Below are 20433 nucleotides of genomic sequence, written 5' to 3' on the forward strand. Positions count from 1 at the left end.
AATTATCGGCCCGGCCGCTCCAAACGTTCCAGGAACCATTGCGTCAGCCGTACCCAGACCTCGTCCTTCTCGCCGGAGTCCTCCCAGCCATGATCGAGGTTGGGATTGTCGTTGACCTCGATGACGAAGACGCCGTCCTTGGTCTCCTTGAGGTCGACGCCGTAGAGGCCGTCGCCGATGCAGCGCGCCGCCTTGACTGCCGTCTCGACGACATGGGGCGGCGTCTCCTTCAGCGTGAAGGTCTTGATGCCGCCCTGGTCGGGCTTGCCGCTGGCCTTGTGGTTGACGATCTGCCAGTGCTTCTTGGCCATTAGGTAATGTACGGCAAACAGCGGTTGGCCGCCGAGCACGCCGACACGCCAGTCATATTCGGTCGGGATGAATTTCTGCGCGATCAGAAGATCGGAATCCTCCAGCCATTCGGTGGCGAGTGTCTTCAATTCCTCGAAATTGGCGCATTTCTTGACGCCGCGCGAGAAGGAGGAATCCGGGATTTTCAGCACCAGCGGAAAACCCAGCGTCTGCGCCGCGAGTTCAAGGTCGGAAGTGCCGGCTATCATCACGGTCGGCGGAACCGGCACCTTGTTGTAGGCCATCAGCTCGTTGAGATAGACCTTGTTGGTGCAGCGGATCATCGACAGCGGGTCGTCGATGACCGGCATGCCTTCCTGCTGGGCGCGGCGCGCGAAACGATAGGTATGGTTGGAGATCGAGGTGGTTTCGCGGATGAACAGCGCGTCGTAATTGGCGAGCTTGGCGAGGTCCCTCTTGGTGATCGGCTCGATTTCGACGCCCATCTTTTCGGCGATCCTGGCCCAGTAGCGCAGCGAGGAGATTTCCGAGGGCGGCAATTCCTCATGCGGATCGACCAGCGTGGCGAAAGTGTAGCGCGCCGGCGTGCGGCCCTTGGTGTCGCGCCATTCGCGATTGGTATAGGTGTCCAGGCATTGCAGGAAGAAGCTCTCCTCCTCCTCGGTCATGCGCGCCAGGGGATGAAAGCCGATCTTGCGGATCGAGGCCCATTCGGCACTATCCTTGATGTGGACCTCGAGCGCCGGCGCGCGGAACCAGTCGAACAGGAGCTTGGCGAATCGGTCCCACACCTTGGACGGGCCAATGCCGAAGAAGATGCAGACCTTCGCCGGAAAAGCGCCGCCAAGATCCTTACGGCACTTGTTGAGCGCCAGTTCCAGTTCGGGCAGCGCATGTTCGTAAAGCTTGCGCTCCGACAGATCGATCATGGTTTCGACGGTCGGGATGACCTTGTGGCCGCGCGAACCCGCCAGCAGAGAGGCATAATAGCCGCGGCTCTGGTAGCCGTAATTGTTCGACAGGTTGATGACTTTGGGACGCTGGCCGCGAAACAGCGCCGGATGCGCGAGATAGTCGCGGTTCGTGATAATCTTGTGCGGTGTCGCCACCTGGTCGAGATCGCTCTGCCGGCCAGTTAAGATAACCCAGGTCATTGTTATCAGCGCTTCCCCAGAGTGATGGCGGCGCGCAGTCCGTCGCGGCCGAACTGCGCCATGTTCATAAAGATGCCGTAAGGCACGGGAATGTTGGCGGCATCAAGGATGGTCTCCTGCCTCTCGTCCTCAACCCAGGGATCGTGGATCAGGATATGGTCGCCGTCGTCGCCGATGGCCAACACCCAGTGCGGCACCTTCTTGCCGAACATCAGGAAGCCGCTGATCAGCACCAGCACCAATTTTCCTTTCGCGATCGCGGCGCGAATGTCGTCGATGGTGAATGAACGGTAATTCACCGGGATGCCGTAAAGTTCCGCGCGTCGGCGAAAGTCGACCTGGGCCAGTTCCATCACCCGGCGCTTGTCCGCGCTGCGCACCGACTGGAGGAACAACGCGCCGTAGAAAGACACGTAAATCTCGGCCGCAAGGCCGCTCTCATAGCCGGCGACCGCAAGGCCGAACGGCTCGCAGCCACCCGGGCCCGACATCATGAAGACGGTCGTCGCTTCGCGCCAAAGACGAATTTCCCTGACCGGGTCCGGTACGAAGTCGTGATCGAAATTGCCCATGGCCATCATCAGGCAGCAGGGACCGCAAGTGAATTCGCAGGTCTGCTGGTAGAACGGCACGCTGGTGGCGGCCGGAAGTTCGCCGCGCAAAGTCTTCTCGTAGCGCAGCGCCGTGGCGCCGTCCTCGTAGTAATCGGGTTCGCGACCGATCTTGCGGTAGCCGGCCCGCTCGTAGATGCTGATGGCGCGGGCATTATCCTCCCGCACTTCTAGGCGCAGCATCATGCGGTCGTGTTCGAAGGCCGCCTCCTCCGCCGCCGTTAGCAACCGGCGGCCGATGCCGAGGGCGCCAAAAAAGGGACTGGTGGCGATCGAATAAAGGCGCGCCACGCCGCTGCCCTTGCGAAACAGCACAATCGCATAACCGGCGACGCGGCCATCTCTTTCGGCGACCAGCGTCTCGGCGGTCTCGCGCTCGATGAACTGTCGGAAGGAGCGACGGGAAATGCGGTCGCTGGAGAAAACAGCTTTCTCGATGGCGGCGAGATCATCGACGTCAGTCGCGCGGGCCGTGCGGATCTCGGCAGGCATGCGGGCTTGGAAAACCTCGATTGGGTTGTGATGAAGGCCCTATTCGAAACGTCCAGACACCAGCCCAGAACGGCAGCGCCCATCCAGCGCTATCGCACCTCGATTAGGGCCGAATTGTGACAGATTCGGCGCCAGCCCGGGAGGACAAAGGCTTTGAACCAGGTCACCGTTTTCGAGTAGGCGGCGCCGCCAAAAAAACGATGCTGTTCAACTCGCCAGGCCGGCCAGAAGCTGGCTGTAGGCGCTCTTGGCCACGATGGCCAATTGCTCGCGCGGCACTGAGCCGACGACAGCGCAGCCATAGCCCTTGTCCAGCCAGTAGACGGCCTGCGGGCCGGCTTGCGCCGAAGCGTAGGTCCCCCTGGCGTTCTCCACCGATTCGGCCGTTACAAAGAGCGATATGCGCTCGCCCTTGTCGTCTTCATAGAGCAGCATTGCCGCCTTGCTCTCGCCAGCCGGCAGCAACCTGCCGCCGACCAGTTGGAACCCGCTGCCGGTCAAGTCCGGCGCAACCAGCTTCAATCCGACCCGGTTGGACAGCCAGGTCAGCAGATGATCCTTGTCGCTTGCCGGCACTTCCACTGCATGCCGCTTCTCGGCGGCATAGATGACATGCGCGGCGATCGCCTGCTCGGCCAACTGATCCTCGGCCTGATCTTCCCGGCCAATACCGTCGCTGCCGGCAAAGTAGCCGCCAAGCCCGCCCGCGGCCAGTAGACCGGCAGCGGCGGCGGCAAGCCACCAGCGCGAGCGTGGCATTGGCGTCCTGGCTGGCGTCTCGCCAAGCACCACCTTGCGCAACCGCACCGGCACCGGCTCGTCGATCACGCCAGCGAAGGCATCTCGCAATGCCGTCCTGTCGGCGATGAAACGGGCGCTTTTCGCCTTCATCTCGGGAGTGGCGTCGAGCCATGCGTCATAGGCGGCGCGCTCATCGGCCGGCAACTCGCCGTCGAGTGCCATGTGGATGTCGCGTTCGGAGAAATCGCGGCGGATCATTTCTAGACGATCCTTATCGAACGGCGGCGTGCCGTGTCGTCCAGCAGTCCGCGCAACTCCTCGCGCCCGCGCGCGATGCGCGACATCAGCGTTCCCGCCGGCACTCCCAGGATGTTGGCGGCCTCGGCATAGGAAAAGCCTTCGATCGCGACCATGACGAGTGCGGCACGGCGGTCGGGGCTGATCGCCTGCAATGCGTCGACGATCTCGCGCGAGGCGATGCTTTCCACCTGCTCGGCCGGCTGTGCAACCGCCTCGCCCGCTTCCAGCGACAGCATCGCGGCTTCGCCGCGCCGGTTCACTTTGCGCATCTGGTCAATGAACAAATGATGCATGATCGTAAACAGCCACCTCCTGGGGCTTTCTCCCGTCTGCCAGTTGTCGAGCCGCATGAGGGCCCGTTCGAGACAGTCCTGGACGAGATCGTCGGCGGCGTCGCGGTCGCGCAACAACGAGCGTGCGTAGCGGCGCAGGCGCGGTATTTCGCCGAGGATTGCTGCCTTCTTTTCGTCCATGACCGCTGGTTTCGGAATTGCCCTATTCATCAGATTGAACGCGCCTTCGCGGCGCGACGCAAGCAGCCAGTGCGAAGCGGTCCACCGCCCCGGTCACCCAAGCAATGATGTAACGATGGAAGCGGCGGGTTTATTCCCGCAATCAATAGGAGGCCAACTATGCCAAATCGGTCTTGAGAAAGTCATTGCCTTTAAAGAGCAACGGAACATCAAGAGCCTTGGCGCAGGCGTAGGAAAAGCAATCACCAAAATTAAGGTCGGCCGGATGACCGACCGCTTTGCCGTACCGGATGCTGGCATCAATGGCGCGCCCCCCGATATCCTCGTTGATGGCTACATTGCGAGCGTCGATCTCAACAATGAACGCATCGACCAGATCGCGCGCCGCAGACAGCATTTCGGGAGTCGGCTTTTTGGCACCGGCATTCACTCGCCCGAGGGCAAGCGTAGCTTCGAGCCGAACAAGCGCTGAAATGTACAGCTGACCGTCGACGTCGGCGATCCGCTTCAGCAATTCCTCCCAACCCGATTCCTTGGCGAGAATTGCAACGACAACCGATGCGTCGACAAACATCAGTCTTCCCACATCTCGTCCATGAATGCCTTGATGTCGAAGGTGGTGTCGGACGGCCCCAACGCCGCTGCTTGCGCTTGAAGAACGGCAATCCTCTCCCGCAGCGGTTTGCGGGCGCGGCTTCGTTCAAGTTCGTGCAAAAGCGCGGTTCGCACGGCTTCCGTTTTGCTCGGCGCATTCGTCTCGCGCTGCAATTTCGTCGCCAGAGCATCTACCTCATCGTCGCGGATATAGAGCGGCATTTGAATATCTCCCGTGGAATATTCATATATTCCATTTTGAATATTCAAACAATGCTAACCCTCAAGTCTCTTTCGCCGCCCTGGTCAAAAGCCGCTGGTAAAACAGGCCGATGCCGATCAGCACGGCGCCAAGGCCGATGAAGGACAGTGCGCGAAGCACACCCTCCAGCTCCGACATGTCGAAGAGGAACACCTTCAGTACGGCGACCGCGATCAATGCGGCCGAGGCGATGCGCAGCACCTGTGATTTCAGCCAGACGCCGGCGGTCAGCAGCGCCACGCCGATGATCAGCCAGAGTGCCGAATAGGTGTAGGTTTCCAACTGGCCAAGGCCGCTCCACAAGCCGATGAACTCGCCCTTGAACAGGCGCCGCACCGACAACGTGGCATAGGCGAAGGCAAGCAGTGCCGCCACCAGCGCCAGCATGGCGGCATACCATTTCGGCCGCTTGTTGCGGGCATAGAGCGCAAGCCCTCCGGCCGCGACCGCCGGCAGGAGATAAGCGAGGAACAACAGGTTGAAGGCCGGGATCTGCCCGGTCGACTCGTCGGTGAAGAGCGGGTTCAGCACCAGGAAATGCTGCACGACGATGAAGGCGACCGAAATCACGCCCGCCGCCATGGACCCGTAGCGTAGCACGGAACTTGGCGAGCGCCTGTCGATGGCCACGAGTATGGCGCCGGCGCCGATCGCGATCAGCGTGTAGATGGCCTGTTCGGCAAGTGTGGGCGCATCGCTGTTGAGGACACCGCCATGCATGGCGTGGCGCACCAGCATGGCAAGCGTCAGCAGTGCAAACAGCGCCGCCGAAGCTTCCATGGCCAGGCGCGGCCGGCCGTCGGTGGTGCGGGCCAGTTGCCAGGCGGCGAAAGCGAAGGCGAGCGCCGGCACGCCATAGCCCGGCAGCAGCCAGTTGAAAACCGGGGTCGTCGACAGGAACCCGGCACCGACGACGGTCGGATCGAAGATGACACGTCCAAGCACCGCCGCGACCGCGCCGACCGAAATCCAGCCGAGCACCGGATAGGAACGCCAGCGTGTGGCCAGCGCCGGCACGATTGCGGCCGCACCAAGCAGGATGGTTGTCCAGCCGGAACTGAAGGCCATATGCAGCATCAGCAGGCCTGCGAGCGCGGCTCCGCCGAGCGCGAAGGATACGGCCGCCCTGCCCTGCAACGGCGGTTGCTCGCCGCGCGCGATCCACTCGCCGCCGGCAGCGAAAACCACGACCAGCAGCGCCGCCACGGCGGCGTAGGCAAGATCGCGGTCGAGATTGCCGAACGTGAACCAGAGTGCCAGCAGGACGACCAACGGCACGATGACGCCCCACGCCGCCCATGACGCAGCGCGGAAGTGGGGCGCGGCGGCAAATTTGCGGGCGGCCCAGAAACCGGCGCCGATGAAGACAAGGCCAAGCGCAACACCGATGCGCAAGGTCAGTGCGTTCGATGTCGCCAGGGGCACGGCGTCGATACCCAAGACGTCGCCGGAAAAATCGGAAGCGATCGAAGTCGGCGGGATGATGCCGAGATAGATCAGCACCGTCACCAGTCCCGCCGCATAGAGCAGTGGCAGCGCCGGGGGGCGGTAGAGCGCGACGGCCACCATCGCGGCGAGCACGACGGCTCCCGGCAAGGCATCGCCGGCAGCGACGAAGGCCGCATCGACCGAAAGGTCCAGCGCCGAGAGGGCAACAAACAAGCCCGGCGCGACGGAGGGCCAGTCGAAAGCCCTGCCTGATCCGCTTTCGTCGCTGCGGCGGCCGAGCCAGACGAAGGCGAGCACGGCCAGCGTGACGGTGTTCACGAACAGGATCACGGATAAATTCGCGCCCGGCGCATCGGTCATGTAGAGGATCGTCCAGATGCCGGTACCGACAAAGGCCGCCGTCATCAGCAACTTCCAATCGCGCATGCGGGCAATGACGCCGCTGGCGGCAAGCACGATCGCCAGATGCCGAACAGGGCCCAGGGATTGGGCGCCCGAGAAGCGATCAGCATCGGCGTCCCCATGGCGCCGACGAGGCCGATACCAGCCAGCGCCTGGCCGTGGACAAGGGCGGCGGCAATCGTCGCTATGCCGATGGCGCCGAGCAGCGTGAAGGCGAGCGCCGGCCCGATAAATCCGTAGATGCCATGTGCGGCATAGACGGCGCCAAACAGGATGAAGGCGCCCGCCGCAGTCAGGATCGCCGGGATGTAGGCGCCTGCGGCGCCTTGCACGGGCACCCTGAAGCCGGTGCGGCGAATGAATTCGCCGGCTGCAATCAGCACAAGGCCGAGCAGCCCGGCCATGGTCAGCCGCACACCGGGGCCGAAAATTCCGGCTTCGATCGTGTAGCGGATGAGAAACAGGCCGCCCAGCGCCAGTGCCAAACCGCCGACCCAGACCGCCCAGCGGGTGCCGAGCGCCGTTTCGATATCGGGTTTGCCGGGCGCTTTCACCGCTGCGACAGGCTCGGCTACCTTGGGCGCCGCCTCGCCTGGTGTCCATGGTCCCGGCTTGACCTCGTCCGTCACGGCGTCGGTTTCCAGAGCCGGCAGCGCCTGCCCGGTGGCTGCCTCGCTGGCCGTTGGCGAAACGACCACGGCCGCAGCAACAACGGCTTCGGCCGGCTGGCCCTCGGTCGCCGCCGGTTCGGACTGCTTGGCGAGAGGCGGCACGGCGCCGGAAAGGACGAGGCTCCGCAGTGCGCCTAGCTCACGCTCGATCAGTCCGATGCGGCTCTGCTGGCGCGAAATGATGACGAACAGCGCGATGATGGCGACAAGGCCGATCAGGCTTTCAAACATGGCGGCTCCCCCAAACCAGACCAGTTGCTACTGACAATCAAATGTGGCCTGCAAACGACCAGCCAACGGCCGTCGGATCGGCGGCTGGAAAGATCGAGCATGTTTCGGCGTCGAAAGCCAGCGGCTTGCGCCCATTGGCCCTCGGCATCGCTTGCGAATGGCCGGTTTCCGGAACATTGCCTGCCAAACCCGCAGCCGATGGCCTATGATACCTTGGCCGCAAAGGGTTCTCCAAGCGATGTCATGGGAATACGTATGCCGCAACGAAGCGCAGGACTGCTGATCTACCGGCGAAACGCCGGGGCCCTCCAGTTCCTGCTCGTCCATCCGGGTGGACCGTTCTGGGCAAGAAAAGACGAGGGGGCATGGTCTATCCCCAAAGGGCTCGTCGACGAAGGCGAGGACGAGTTGAAAGCCGCCCAACGTGAGGCGGAAGAAGAACTCGGCGTCGCCATCAACGGCGACTTCCAGCCTGTCGGCAGTTATCGGCAGCCTGGCGGCAAGATCGTGAGTGCGTGGAGCGTCGAGGCCGACGTCGACACCGATGCCATCAAAAGCAACATGTTCACCATGGAGTGGCCACCACGGTCGGGATCCATGAAGGCATTTCCCGAAGTGGACCGGGCCGGTTGGTTTTCAGAGTTGGAGGCCGGTCTCAAGATACTCAAAGGCCAGCGCGCGATCCTGGACGATTTCGTGGAACGGCAAAATGCCGGATAACATCCGCTGTTATCACCGCTCGCCCAGTGCGCCTTAGGACGATTCCTATCGTGCCGCCAGATTGGAGGCCGGGAAGATCGAGCATGTCTCGGTGCCGAAAGCCAGCAGCTTGCCGCCGGCGTCCTTCAGCGTCGCTTCCGAAACGGCCAGCGTGCGGCCCTTGTGAATGACCTTGCCCTCACAGACCACCTCTCCGGTCCTGGGCGTGATCGGCCGCGTCAGGTTCACCTTGAATTCCGCCGTCGTATAGGCCTCGCCTTTTGCGAGCAGCGTCTGCACGGCGCAGGCAAGCGCCGAATCGAGCAGTGTCGCCGCCCAGCCGCCATGCACGCCCCCCAACGGGTTCAGGTGGCGCTCGTTCGGCACACCCCGAAACACGGCACGGCCTTCCGAGACTTCGGTCAGCGCGAAGCTGAGCTGGAAGGAAATCGGCGGCGCCGGATATTTGCCATCGATGATGCGCTGCAAAAGTTCCAGGCCGGTGTAGGCAAGCATGTCGGCATGCGGAATGGTGCCGAGGCCGAGCGGCGAGACCCGGCCTGGATAAAGTTCCACTTCGCTCATGTGATGATTTCTCTCGCGGCGGTTTCTCCCGACAGGCCTTTTGTCGTGTGGTGCTTGCGCAGCGCGGCGAGGAAGCCGGAGCGCGCGTCCGGCTGCTCGATGCCGCGCGGCTCGTAGACGTGACGGGTGAAGAAGAAGCCGGTGAGCCGGAAGGCATCCTGGATCGCCGCCGGATCGGCGCGCAGGCCGGAGCCACGCAGGAAGGCCGGCAGCGCCAGCATCTTGTCGCGCCAGGGCGCGCCGGCTTCCCGCGACACCGCTCGGCCCGATTTCGGCGAGACATAGGCAAGATCCTGCCGCGTGCCGGTCGCGGCGCACTGGCTGAGATCGAGACCGAAACCCAGTTCGTCGAGGATCAGGAGCTCGAAACGGGCCACCAGTTCGCCGGCCGCATCGACGTCATCGAGATGCACAATCATCACCGACAGCGCCTCGTAGAGGCCGCCATGGGCGTCGCGCTCGGGCAACAGGCGCAGATGCGCGGCCATGGTCTGCAGGCCATACACGGCGACCGCACTCTCCATCAACCTGGCCGCATTCATCTCGATCGCTTCGGCCTGGAACGTGCCGAGGTGCTCATCAAGGCGCGCCCGCCAAAGCAGGTCGACACGGTTGCCGGGCTGGAGAACAGGCTGCTGCTTGCGCGAGCGCCCGCCACGCACGAGGCCGAGATGGCGGCCATGCGCACGCGTCATCACCTCGAGGATGGCGCTGGTTTCGCCATGCTTGCGGGTGCCGAGAATGATTCCCTCGTCGCGCCATTCCATGCCTGGAGCATTTCACCGATCGGGTGGCGAAATCAAGGTACGGGCTTGGTGCCTGGGCTGGCTCTCGCAAGGGTGCATAAAAAGCCGCCCGCAGCATAGCGGCGGGCGGTCTGGTGGGGTCAGTCGATCCGTTAGAACGAGCGCTGGAAGCGGAGGATGCCGCCGACGCTGCTCTTCTTGTCGGCCTTGGTCCAGTTGTTGAAGTCGGCGTCGTCGAATTTTCCTGCATTGAGGTAATCGACTTCAGCCGTGATCGTGTAACCGGGCACAATCGTGTATGCGACGTTGGCAGCGACGCCGAGGTTCTTCCAGTCGTCATAGGAGATCTGGGCGTTGAACGAGGTCTTGTCGTTGAACTTGTAGGTGCCGCCACCCCAGATCGCCCAGTTTCCACCCCACGGCTTGTATTGGGTGCGGCCCGTGCCGAAGTCGTTGATGTTGTCGTTGGTGCCGTAGCCGCCCATGACGAACAGCGTCAGTTCCTTGCCGACATTGACGTCCAAGCGAACCTTGCCGGCCACTTCCTCGTAATTGCTGTCATAGGCGACGACGCCGGTGACCGCACCCCAGTCGCCCTTGTACTTCAAGCCGCCGACGACATGCGGAACATAGCTGTCGATCGTGTTGACGCCGGTACCTTCTTCGAGCGAGACCACGGCCGAGAAGCCGCTGCCAGCGTCGAAATAGTACTGCACGACGTTGGTATCCTTGATACCGTACGGGATGATCGTGTCCTGGATGACGTTGCCGGCATAGCCGATAAACGAATCGTATGCCGTTTCATCCTTACCGACGCGCAGACCGCCGAGCTGAATCCAGGCGAAGTTGAGGGTCGTCGCCTTGTTGCCGGCCTGCCAGCCAGTGCCGCCAGTCTCATAGTCGCCGCTGCTGTTGCCAAATTGAAAGCGAGTCTCGGTGTAGGTCTTCAACGTACCGAGCTCGGTTTCCTGGCCGGTCCAGGTCTTCAGCGCGAAGCGCATGTTCTTGTAGTAGGTGTCGTGGCTATCGCCGTCCATGTGATCGGCAACGTCGTTGACGCCATCCAGCGTGCCGCTGTCGCCGACGCCTATGTCATAGCGGAGATAGCCGCCGATGCGCAGGCAGGTCTCGGTGCCGGGGATATAGAAGTAGCCGGCGCCGTAGACGTCGCAGATCCTGACGTATTCAGCGGGTTCCGGCTCGGCGACGACGACAGCGTCAGCGGCGCGAGCGCCGGAGACCGCGATCAGTGCCGCGGCTGAGCCGAGAAGAAGGCTCTTGATGTTCATTTTCTGACCTCTCCAGTCAAAGTTAAAAATGGCTTCGGATTTTGGTTGGCGGATATATTTTCCCGCCTCACCACAACGAAAAAGGCCCGCACCGCGTCCCCTTTTCGCGGCGAACATACCCATCAATCTTCCGCCTTCAATGACAATTCCACAAACATTCGGGATTGATGACATAGATTAAATCCGTGTTGCAGAAATATCACTGGAGAATTCACTTCAAATTACGGAACCGCACAAGTGGAACATTGTCATATTTCCGAAATAATTCCCTGTATGCTCCAATTTTATGATGATATTCCACGGATACCGATTGTTTGAGAAATTTCGCTTAAATAAATCCACTTCCGTGGTCGTTTCTACCTAGCCATTCCCCAGCCACGTGAAACCGAAGCCGATCCCCTCGAAGGAGTCTTTTCAGCGGGTCACGGGCACGCCGCGACGGACCATGGGCCATGATGGGAAGATCAATCCAACGTCGGCGGACTCGTCTGCAAGAATCCGCGCTGGCCAACTGAGAAGTCGACCCAACGGAACCTCGGCGTCCCTGGTCGATAGCCACCAGCCAACGGTTTGGGTCATTATTACCGGCGCTTGTGGTCGGCCAACACCGCGTCGATCACGTGCCAGGATTGTTCGATCTCGGCCGAGTTGACGTCTATCTCGCCGGCGGCGGTGATCAGCGCCTTCCACAGTGCCCAGCCGCGGCCGCGCGCCCAGGTCGCGTCGTCGACGCCGAGGCCAGCGCGGAACACTTCACGGCTTTGCCCCTCGAACAACGTCCAGGCAATCGCCAGATCGCATGAGGGATCGCCGACGCCGGAGGTGCCGAAGTCGATCACCGCGCTTAGCCTGCCGTGTTCAACCAGAAGATTGCCCCAACTGACATCGCCGTGGAACCAGACGGGTGGGCCTTGCCAAGGGGCGGCAAGAGCCGTTTCCCAGACAGCGCTTGCCGCGCCGGCGTCGATACGGGTGTCGAGCGCCGCGATCGCTTGTCTCGTCTCGCCGTCATAGACGTTCAGCGGCCCGCCGCGAAAGAAATTGTGTTGGCCCGGCCCCGGTCCGCCAGCCGGGTCGATCCGCTTCAGCGCAATCAGAAAGCCGGCCAGGTCCGCCGCGAATTCCGACAGGTTGGCGATACGCTCGCGCTTTGCAGTCTCACCTTCGATCCACCTGTAGACGGACCAATGCCACGGATAGCCTTCGGCCGGGGCTCCCATCGCCAGCGGTATAGGGATGGGCAGCGGCAACAGCGGCGCCAGCCTCGGCAGCCAGCGATGTTCCTTCTCCACTTGCAGGGAATAGGCGGCGGCACTGGGCAACCGAACGGTCATCTCGTCGCCGAGACGAAAGCTTCTGTTGTCCCATCCGCCAGGTTCAATCGGCCGAACCGCAAGATCCCTCCAGCGAGGAAATTGCGCCGCGATCAACCGGCTGACCAAAGCTGCGTCGATGTTCGACTTGCTATCCATCCATCCTAGTGCGGAAACTCGAGCCCCATCTCACGGTAGCGTTCGGGATCGTCGCCCCAGTTCTCGCGCACCTTGACGAACAGGAACAGATGCACCTTTTGCTCGAGGATGCCGGCGATTTCCATACGCGCCGCCTGGCCGATGGCACGGATGGTCTCGCCCTTGTGGCCGAGCACGATCTTCTTCTGGCTGTCGCGTTCGACATAGATGACCTGCTCGATGCGCACCGAGCCGTCCTTCTTCTCTTCCCATTTCTCGGTTTCGATGTGCGAGGAATAGGGCAGTTCCTGATGCAGCCTGAGATAGAGCTTCTCGCGAGTGATCTCGGCGGCGAGCTGGCGCATCGGCAGATCGGAGATCTGGTCTTCCGGATAATACCAGGGCCCCACCGGGAGCGCCTCGGCAAGGTAATCGAGAAGGTCCTTGCAGCCGGAGCCGGTCAGCGCCGAAACCATGAAGGTGCGCTTGAACGGCACTCTTTCGTTCGCTGCTGCCGCCAGAGCCAACAACGCCTCCGGCTTGACGCGGTCGACCTTGTTGAGGATCAGCGCCATCGGCTGGCGCACATCCTTCAGGCGTTCGAGAATGGCGTCGGCATCACCTCTAATGCCACGCTCGGCATCGATCAGGAGCAGCACGATATCGGCATCCTTGGCGCCGCCCCAGGCTGTCGTCACCATTGCCGTGTCGAGACGCCGCTTTGGCTTGAAGATGCCCGGCGTATCGACGAAGACGATCTGCGCGTTGTCGTGCGTGGCGATGCCTCTGACGATGGCACGCGTCGTCTGCACCTTGTGGGTGACGATTGACACCTTGGCGCCGACAAGCTGGTTGACCAGCGTCGACTTGCCGGCATTGGGCGCACCGATCAGCGCTACGAAGCCGGAATGCGTAACGGCCGCAGGCGCGGCCGGAACCGTGTCTTCCGTGGCTGTCATGCCGCGTCTCCCTGATCGATCCAGACACCTTCACGAATCAGAAGGGCGGCGGCGGCGGCCTGCTCGGCCTCGCGTTTGGAGCGGCCGCTGCCGACAGCCGGCTGGAACCCACCAACCATGACACTGACGGTGAACAGCGGATCGTGATCCGGCCCCTCGCGGCTATCGATGCGGTAGACGGGCACGGCGCTTGCCGCCTGATGCGCCCATTCCTGCAACTCGGTCTTGGCGTCGCGTCGGCCGGCGCCCGACGCCTGCGAGCGCGGCTGCCAATATTTGTGGATGAAAGCGCGCGCCGCTTCCAGCCCTCCGTCGAGGTAGAGCACGGCGATCAGCGATTCCAGTGCGTCGGCGCGCAGATTGACGCGCTTGCGTCCCTCGAGCCCTTGAACGTCGGATCCGGCGCGGATCAGCTCCGGCAGACCAATATGTTCGGCGATCTCCGACAGCGCCTCGGCATTGACCAGCGCGTTGAAACGCAGCGACAATTCGCCTTCCGCCGCATCGGGAAACGCGGCCAGCAGCATATCGGCCACCACCAGGCCGAGAACCCGGTCGCCCAGGAACTCAAAGCGCTCATAGTCGGTGCCGGCATTGGCGCCGCGGGCGCTGGCATGGGTCAAGGCACGCTGCAGGCGCCGGCGGTCGGCAAAGGCATGGCCCGTGCGTTCCACCAGCGCTTCGGCGAGCGCGTCGGCGGTCAGCCGTCTTGTCGCCGCCATGACCCTAATTAACGAAGTGGAAGAGGCGCGAAGCACGCATAAGCGACGGCCATTTCCAAATTTCGAGCGGGCTCGCCTTGCCGGCGATCGAGAAGAAAACAAGGTTGGCCCGGCCAACCAGGTTTTCGGCCGGAACGTAGCCGACGGAGAATCGGCTGTCGGCGGAGTTGTCCCTGTTGTCGCCCATCATGAAATAGTGACCGGGCGGAACATCGAACTCGCGCGTGTTGTCGCCGATCGAGTTCGGCGACAGATCCAGCGTGTCGTAGCTGACGCCGTTGGGCAGCGTCTCGCGATAGACGTCGATCGGATAGTCCTTTTCGGTGATGTCGGGATTGTCGATCTGACCGGTCTTCACGCGCGGGACTCCGACGCCGTTGATGAACAGCTGCCCGTCCTTCACCTGAATCTTGTCGCCGGGCAGGCCCACCACACGTTTGATGTAGTCAACGGACGGGTCCGGCGGGAACTTGAACACCACCACGTCGCCGCGCTTCGGCTCGGAGCCCCAGATGCGGCCCGAGAAGATGTCCGGGCCGAAGGGCAGCGAATAACGGGAATAGCCGTAAGACCATTTGGTGACGAAGAGATAGTCGCCCTCGAGCAGCGTCGGCCGCATCGAACCCGACGGGATCGAAAAGGGTTGGAACAAGAGCGTGCGAATGACCAAGGCAAGCAAGAGCGCCTGGACGATGACGCTGACGGTTTCGCCAAGCCCGCCGGATTTCTTCTGGGGTTTTTCAGCCACGCTCATGTCGTCCTCGATTGTGCGTTGGATGGTATAGAGTCTCGGCGCGCGCTGGGCAACGTCATGCCGGTGGTCAGATGCAATCAATGTGGCGCTTGTTCGACGGGCAACGCTTCGATGATCACAAAGGCTTGAGCAAGCGGAAAATCATCCGTGATGGTGAGATGGATCATCGCCCGATGGCCCTTTGGCAGAATCGCGTTCAGCCGCGCCTCGGCGCCACCGGTCAGTGCCATGGTGGGCGCGCCGCTCGGAAGATTGACGACACCCATGTCGCGCCAGAACACGCCCTGCGCCAGGCCGGTGCCCAGTGCCTTGGCGCAGGCCTCCTTGGCTGCGAAGCGCTTGGCGTAGGAGGCCGCCCGCGCCCGACGGTTTTCGGAGCGGGCTTGCTCGACCTCGGTGTAGATTCTCTGGATAAAGCGCTGGCCATGGCGCTCCAAGGACTTTTCAATGCGTCTGATATCGATCAGATCGCTGCCGATGCCGATGATCATCGCGCGGTGGAACCGATGCTTGCGCTTGGGTGAGACGATTGCTCATGGCGGGCCGCGCGCTCTGCCAGCCGTTTGCGCCGCTGCTCGCGAAAGGCGTTCATGCCCCAGCGCGTGATGGCGTAGAACAGAACCCCAAAGGCCAGTCCAAGCGGTATCGCACCGATCAGCATCGGCTTCAGCACCGGGGCCCACAATTGCGCGAAGGAAAGGTTGTGCAGCATCTCGCCCAGATGTGCTGGCGGGCCGTGCGCCGGCAGGCGGCTGTGCAGGATCAGCTTGCCGGTCTCCCAGGAGGCGCCCCACAGCAGCGGGAACGTCAGTGGATTGCCGAAGAATACGGCGCCAAGTGCGGCCGCCACCAGATTGCCGGCTATGAGCCAGCACAGCACCGCGGCAATGGCGAAATGGAAACCCACCGGAAAGAACGAAGCAAAGACGCCAGCGGCGACGCCGGCCGCCACCGCATGCGGCGTGGCCTTCAGCCGCAGGATGCGCTTGGAGAAGTACTGCAGCGAGCGCGAAAACGACCGGCGCGGCCATAGATAGGTACGCACCCGCTCCAAGAGGCCATCAGGCTCGCGGCGTCGAAAAAGCACTCTATTCCAATTCCTGATCTACCAATACCCGCCGTCCTGCCACCCAAGCCAGGTCACAGCAACTTATCTTGCGCTTCCGGGGCGCAGGAAGGCAACAACGACTTTGATATAGCGACAGGCTGCCTTCGGAACAACGAAACGCTGCCGCGATGGTCTGCCGCAGGGGGTAACAAGATCGCCATTGAGGCGAAACTGAGGAGAAGAGAAGGATGGCCGGCATGACCACCATTCGACCAGCGCGAGAGGACGACGCGAAAGAGTTGCCCGATATCGAGCAATCCGCCGGGCTGGCGTTTCGTTCCATACCGGACCTCGCCTGGATCGCGCACGGCATGCCGGTGAGCCGGCGCTGCGCAATGCTGCTCGATCTCGCGCGGATTTAACGGCGGCTATTCCAGATATTCACTGACCTCGATCAGATTGTCGTCGGGATCGCGGAAATAGACAGACATCATGCGGCCGCGTGCGCCGATCCGCTCTACTGGTCCAAGTTCCACCGCCACACGATCGGCTTCGAGACTGGCGAGGAGTTCGCCGAGCGGCCGATCGGTGATCAGGCAGAAATCACCGGCTCCGGGCGTCGGCGACTTCGCCTTCGGCTCGAAGGTGCGGCCGACCTCGTGGACATTGATCTTTTGGTTGCCGAAAGCCAGGGCTGTCGGCAGGCTCGGCGTATCGATGCGCTTAAAGCCCAGAACGCGCTGGTAAAAGGCGCAGGTCGCCTCGAGTGAGGCCACCGTCAGCACGAAATGATCGATACTGATGATCATCCCGCCCCTCTCAGATATTGCGACTGCCCGGCTTGATCGCCGGTATGGCGGCGAGTTCCGGCGGCAGCCGATCGGCCGGATAGGCCGGCACCTCGTACTCGGCGAGGGCGATCAGCGGCACGCCGACATCGGTCTTGCCGGCGGAGCGGTCGATGATGCAGGCCGCCGCCGTGACCTCGGCGCCAAGTTCGCGCAGGCAGTCGATGGTCTCGCGGATAGACAATCCAGTGGTGACGATGTCCTCGACAATGACGACACGCGCGCCGCGCGCGATCTCGAAGCGGCGCAGCCGGAACTCGCCCCCTTCCCGCTCGACCCAGATCGCCGGCACGCCAAGATGGCGCGAAGTCTCGTAGGCCGGGATCAGCCCGCCGATGGCCGGGCCGACGACATAGTCGATTTTACCCGGCACGGCGGCGCGGATCTTTTCGGCCAGCGCCTTGCACAGCCGCTCGGTCTTATCGGCATGCATGAACACGCGCGCCTTCTGCAGGAAGACCGGGCTGCGCAGACCCGACGTCAGGATGAAATGCCCCTCCAGGACAGCACCAGCCTGGCGAAAAATATCTAGCACTTCGTCCGTATTCATCCGTCTATCCCCGTGTAGATCAGCCGAGTTAGCCATTGACACGCCGTGCATCGCTGACGCTCGAATTGTCCTTGAGCTGCGACAGCAGCCGGTTGAGATGCTTCAGATCCCAGACTTCGAGATCGATCAGCATTTCGGTGAAATCGGGCGCGGTGCGCACCATTGACAGCGTATGGATGTTGGCATCGTTCGAGGCAACGACCTGAGCGATGTCGGCGAGCGATCCCGGTGCATTGATGGCGGTGACGGAAACACGAGCGGGAAAGCGTTCCTTGGTGCGCTCGTCGATGTCCCAGCGCACGTCAATCCAGCGCTCGGGCTGGTCGTCGAAAGCCTGCAGCGCCGGCGACTGGATCGGATAGATGGTGATGCCGGTGCCCGGCTGTACGATTCCGACGATGCGGTCGCCAGGCACCGCCCCTTCCGGCGCGAAACGCACCGGCAGGTCGCCGCGCACGCCACGGATCGGCACCGCCCCGTCGCGCGGCTGGTCCTTGTCCTTGCGCGCGGCACGGCCCGGGATCTGGAACAGCATGCCGGCGGCGTTGCGAATCTTCGACCAGCCTTCCTCGCGCTGCTTGGGCGCCGCCGGCGTGACGCGCTCGTCCTTGTAATCGGGGAAGACGGCTTTCATGACGTCGGTGGACGCCAATTCGCCGCGGCCGACGGATGCCAGCACATCCTCGATGTCCTTGCGCGCCAGCCGGTGCAGGACGGGCTTCAGGCTTTCCTTGGTGAAATTCTTGCCGGCCCGCTCGAAAGCCCGTTCGAGAATGCGCGCGCCGAGACCCGAATACTGCTTGCGGATGGCGTTCTTGGTGGCGCGGCGAATGGCGGCGCGCGCCTTGCCAGTGACGACGACGGATTCCCATGCGGCCGGCGGCACCTGCGCCTTGGAGCGGATGATCTCCACCTCGTCGCCATTCTTCAGCTCCGTCATCAGCGGCATGATGCGGCCGTTGACCTTGGCGCCGACGCAGGTGTCGCCGACATCGGTGTGAACCGCATAGGCGAAGTCGATCGGCGTGGCACCTTTCGGCAGCGCGATCAGCATGCCCTTGGGGGTGAAGCAGAACACCTGGTCCTGGAACAGTTCCAGCTTGGTGTTCTCGAGGAAATCCTCGGGATTGTCGCCCTCGGCGAGCTGTTCGATCGTGCGCCTCAGCCAGGCATAGGCATTGGTTTCCTTCGAGATCGAATGGGCCGTGCCGTTCGCCTTGCCGCCGGTATCCTTGTAGATGGAATGGGCGGCGACGCCATATTCAGCGATCTTGTTCATCTCGCGGGTGCGGATCTGAAGCTCGACGCGCTGGCGCGACGGCCCGACGATGGTGGTGTGGATCGAACGGTAATCGTTCTGCTTCGGCGTCGAGATGTAGTCCTTGAAACGGCCGGGCACCATCGACCAGGCGGTGTGGATGGCGCCAAGCGCGCGATAGCAGTCCTCGACATTGTCGACGACAACGCGAAAGCCGAAAATGTCGGACAATTGCTCGAAAGAGAGCGCCTTGGCCTCCATCTTGCGGAACACCGACCACGGCTTCTTCTGCCGGCTTTTGACGCCTGCATTGATCGCGTGTTTCTCGAACAGAGCCGACAGCGCTTTCTCGATCTCCGACAGCACACCCTTGTTGCGCTCGAAAATCTCGGCGAGCCTGGCGGTGACGGCGCGATAGGCTTCCGGATTGATGTAGCGGAAGGCGATCTCCTCCAGTTCCTCGCGCATGCCCTGCATGCCCATGCGCCCGGCCAGCGGCGCATAGATATCCATCGTCTCCTCGGCGATGCGCAGGCGCTTGGCTTCCGGCACATGGTCGAGGGTGCGCATGTTGTGCAAGCGGTCGGCGAGCTTGACCAGAAGCACGCGCACATCTTCGGAGATCGCCAGCAGAAGCTTGCGCAAATTCTCGGCCTGCTCGGCCTTCTTGGAGACGAGGTCGAGCTTCTTCAACTTGGTCAGACCCTCGACCAGCTTGCCCATCTCGGGCCCGAACAGTTCGTCGATCTCGGCCCTGGTCGCCGTGGTGTCCTCGATCGTGTCATGCAGCAGGGCGACGGCGATCGTCGCCTCGTCCATGTGCATTTCGGTGAGGATGGCGGCGACTTCGAGCGGATGCGAGAAATAGGGGTCGCCGGAAGCGCGCTTCTGGTGGCCATGCTTCTGCATGGCATAGACATAGGCCTTGTTGAGCAACGCCTCGTTGACGTCAGGCTTGTAGCGCTGGACGCGCTCGACAAGCTCATACTGACGCATCATGGGCGGAATCTCTCGGCGATGAAATGAATCATGCGCCGCACTGCTGCACGGCGCATGTCATAGATAGCCACGAAACTGCCGGGACGGAAGTGCCGGAAGATTGTTCCAGGCGCCTCCGCAAAGCAGTCTTAGTAGTCGTCGCTCTTTTCCGGCGGCACCAGGCCTTCGATGCCGGCCAGCAGGTCTTCCTCGGTCATGCGATCGAAGGCGATGTTGTCCTCGGCATCATCGGTATCGGCGGCCGTGACGGCGGCGCCGGTCTGATCGGCGATCGCCTCGCCATCGGCTTCGGGCTCGTCGACCTCGACATGCTTCTGCAGCGAATGGATCAGGTCTTCCTTGAGGTCGTCCGGCGACAATGTCTCATCGGCGATCTCGCGCAGTGCGATGACCGGGTTCTTGTCATTGTCGCGCGGGACGGTGATCTGCGCGCCCTGGCTGATCTGACGAGCACGGTGGCCGGCCAGAAGCACCAGTTCGAAGCGGTTGTCGACCTTGTCGATGCAATCTTCAACGGTTACGCGGGCCATGGATTGCCCCTTTCATGCCTGGATTTAATGGAAAACAGGCGCGGTCAATAACCCGAACGCCGCGGAAATACAAGCATTATGGAATGCCGGGGCCGGAGAACGGACGATCTGTCATTGCTTTGTCGGATTTCCCCCGAAACCGGTTTCGGTCGAGCTCCGGTGCGCCCGGTACCAAGCCGGCGATCACAATTGCTTGCAGTGCGGCAACGAACCCTTGGATTGCCACAAAACTGGCGTTATTTCGAAAAGCGTAAGGTCAGCCGGTTTATTGCGAACCCTACTGATAGTCGCATTTCGTTTTGA

The 20433-nt window shown here is 62.4% G+C and carries 21 protein-coding genes and 1 pseudogene; 2 read left to right on the top strand and 20 right to left on the bottom strand.

The features are described 5' to 3' along the window. Nucleotides 1-2: 2 nt before the first annotated feature. The 7 genes and pseudogenes from LB541_RS00485 to LB541_RS00515 form a co-directional block, all read right to left on the bottom strand. A complete protein-coding gene (locus LB541_RS00485) occupies nucleotides 3-1466 on the bottom strand; it encodes a RimK family protein (RefSeq protein ID WP_140494569.1) in 1464 nt (487 codons plus the stop codon). 5 nt (nucleotides 1467-1471) lie between these two features. Further along, nucleotides 1472-2569, bottom strand: a complete 1098-nt coding sequence (locus LB541_RS00490) for a GNAT family N-acetyltransferase/peptidase C39 family protein (protein ID WP_140657959.1) — start codon at nucleotides 2567-2569, stop codon at nucleotides 1472-1474. Between the two features lie 207 nt (nucleotides 2570-2776). Then, a complete protein-coding gene (locus LB541_RS00495) occupies nucleotides 2777-3568 on the bottom strand; it encodes an anti-sigma factor family protein (protein WP_140517812.1) in 792 nt (263 codons plus the stop codon). 2 nt (nucleotides 3569-3570) lie between these two features. After that, on the bottom strand, nucleotides 3571-4083 hold the full coding sequence (locus LB541_RS00500) for an RNA polymerase sigma factor (protein WP_140494575.1): 513 nt from the start codon (nucleotides 4081-4083) through the stop codon (nucleotides 3571-3573). A 157-nt stretch (nucleotides 4084-4240) separates the two neighbouring features. Next, a complete protein-coding gene (locus tag LB541_RS00505; protein WP_140494577.1) occupies nucleotides 4241-4657 on the bottom strand; it encodes a type II toxin-antitoxin system VapC family toxin in 417 nt (138 codons plus the stop codon). Further along, nucleotides 4657-4899, bottom strand: coding sequence for a type II toxin-antitoxin system VapB family antitoxin (locus LB541_RS00510; RefSeq protein ID WP_140494579.1), 243 nt, complete (start codon nucleotides 4897-4899; stop codon nucleotides 4657-4659). Before LB541_RS00510 ends, LB541_RS00505 begins: the two co-directional genes overlap by 1 nt. Before the next feature lie 61 nt (nucleotides 4900-4960). After that, nucleotides 4961-7692, bottom strand: a pseudogene (locus LB541_RS00515) (DUF2339 domain-containing protein). A 255-nt stretch (nucleotides 7693-7947) separates the two neighbouring features. On the opposite strand from LB541_RS00515, the gene LB541_RS00520 reads away from it, so the two are divergent. Then, on the top strand, nucleotides 7948-8412 hold the full coding sequence (locus tag LB541_RS00520) for an NUDIX domain-containing protein (RefSeq protein WP_140580886.1): 465 nt from the start codon (nucleotides 7948-7950) through the stop codon (nucleotides 8410-8412). A gap of 45 nt (nucleotides 8413-8457) precedes the next feature. On the opposite strand, the gene LB541_RS00525 is transcribed toward LB541_RS00520, so the two are convergent. From LB541_RS00525 to LB541_RS00565, 9 genes are all read right to left on the bottom strand, one after another. Next, complete coding sequence (locus LB541_RS00525) at nucleotides 8458-8976, bottom strand: PaaI family thioesterase (protein ID WP_140555803.1); 519 nt, start codon at nucleotides 8974-8976, stop codon at nucleotides 8458-8460. After that, nucleotides 8973-9743 carry a DNA repair protein RecO gene (gene recO, locus LB541_RS00530; RefSeq protein ID WP_140494585.1) on the bottom strand — a complete coding sequence of 257 codons (771 nt, stop codon included), beginning with the start codon at nucleotides 9741-9743 and terminating at the stop codon, nucleotides 8973-8975. Before recO ends, LB541_RS00525 begins: the two co-directional genes overlap by 4 nt. A 131-nt stretch (nucleotides 9744-9874) precedes the next feature. Beyond that, entirely contained in the window at nucleotides 9875-11011 is a 1137-nt protein-coding gene (locus LB541_RS00535; RefSeq protein ID WP_140580884.1) for a porin, read from the bottom strand. 581 nt (nucleotides 11012-11592) lie between these two features. Beyond that, nucleotides 11593-12483 (bottom strand): aminoglycoside phosphotransferase family protein, encoded by an 891-nt coding sequence (locus LB541_RS00540; RefSeq protein ID WP_224617588.1) that lies wholly within the window; start codon nucleotides 12481-12483, stop codon nucleotides 11593-11595. Between the two features lie 5 nt (nucleotides 12484-12488). Further along, nucleotides 12489-13421, bottom strand: coding sequence for a GTPase Era (era, locus tag LB541_RS00545; RefSeq protein ID WP_140494591.1), 933 nt, complete (start codon nucleotides 13419-13421; stop codon nucleotides 12489-12491). Continuing rightward, nucleotides 13418-14143 carry a ribonuclease III gene (gene rnc / locus LB541_RS00550; RefSeq protein ID WP_140494593.1) on the bottom strand — a complete coding sequence of 242 codons (726 nt, stop codon included), beginning with the start codon at nucleotides 14141-14143 and terminating at the stop codon, nucleotides 13418-13420. The genes era and rnc overlap by 4 nt, the downstream gene beginning before the upstream one ends. Nucleotides 14144-14147: 4 nt before the next feature. Further along, nucleotides 14148-14897: a signal peptidase I gene (gene lepB, locus LB541_RS00555; RefSeq protein WP_140517805.1), complete on the bottom strand. Its 750-nt coding sequence runs from the start codon at nucleotides 14895-14897 to the stop codon at nucleotides 14148-14150. Nucleotides 14898-14974: 77 nt separating this feature from the next. Further along, entirely contained in the window at nucleotides 14975-15388 is a 414-nt protein-coding gene (gene acpS, locus LB541_RS00560) for a holo-ACP synthase (protein ID WP_140494597.1), read from the bottom strand. After that, a complete protein-coding gene (locus LB541_RS00565) occupies nucleotides 15385-15984 on the bottom strand; it encodes a DUF2062 domain-containing protein (protein WP_224617589.1) in 600 nt (199 codons plus the stop codon). The genes acpS and LB541_RS00565 overlap by 4 nt, the downstream gene beginning before the upstream one ends. A gap of 209 nt (nucleotides 15985-16193) precedes the next feature. Here LB541_RS00565 and LB541_RS00570 point away from each other — a divergent pair, with 209 nt between their 5' ends. After that, nucleotides 16194-16367, top strand: a complete 174-nt coding sequence (locus LB541_RS00570) for a hypothetical protein (protein WP_224617592.1) — start codon at nucleotides 16194-16196, stop codon at nucleotides 16365-16367. Between the two features lie 6 nt (nucleotides 16368-16373). On the opposite strand, the gene LB541_RS00575 is transcribed toward LB541_RS00570, so the two are convergent. From LB541_RS00575 to rpoZ, 4 genes are all read right to left on the bottom strand, one after another. Next, a complete protein-coding gene (locus tag LB541_RS00575; protein WP_140666271.1) occupies nucleotides 16374-16754 on the bottom strand; it encodes a VOC family protein in 381 nt (126 codons plus the stop codon). Nucleotides 16755-16764: 10 nt separating this feature from the next. Then, nucleotides 16765-17343, bottom strand: a complete 579-nt coding sequence (pyrE, locus tag LB541_RS00580; protein ID WP_140517801.1) for an orotate phosphoribosyltransferase — start codon at nucleotides 17341-17343, stop codon at nucleotides 16765-16767. A 28-nt stretch (nucleotides 17344-17371) separates the two neighbouring features. Continuing rightward, nucleotides 17372-19600: a RelA/SpoT family protein gene (locus LB541_RS00585; protein ID WP_140565002.1), complete on the bottom strand. Its 2229-nt coding sequence runs from the start codon at nucleotides 19598-19600 to the stop codon at nucleotides 17372-17374. A gap of 128 nt (nucleotides 19601-19728) precedes the next feature. After that, the gene (gene rpoZ, locus LB541_RS00590) at nucleotides 19729-20130 is read right to left on the bottom strand and encodes a DNA-directed RNA polymerase subunit omega (RefSeq protein WP_140494610.1); all 402 of its coding nucleotides are present in this window, start codon (nucleotides 20128-20130) and stop codon (nucleotides 19729-19731) included. Nucleotides 20131-20433: the final 303 nt, after the last annotated feature.

This window comes from Mesorhizobium sp. BR1-1-15, from assembly GCF_020165475.1.
In the GTDB taxonomy this organism is placed as follows: Bacteria; Pseudomonadota; Alphaproteobacteria; order Rhizobiales; family Rhizobiaceae; genus Mesorhizobium.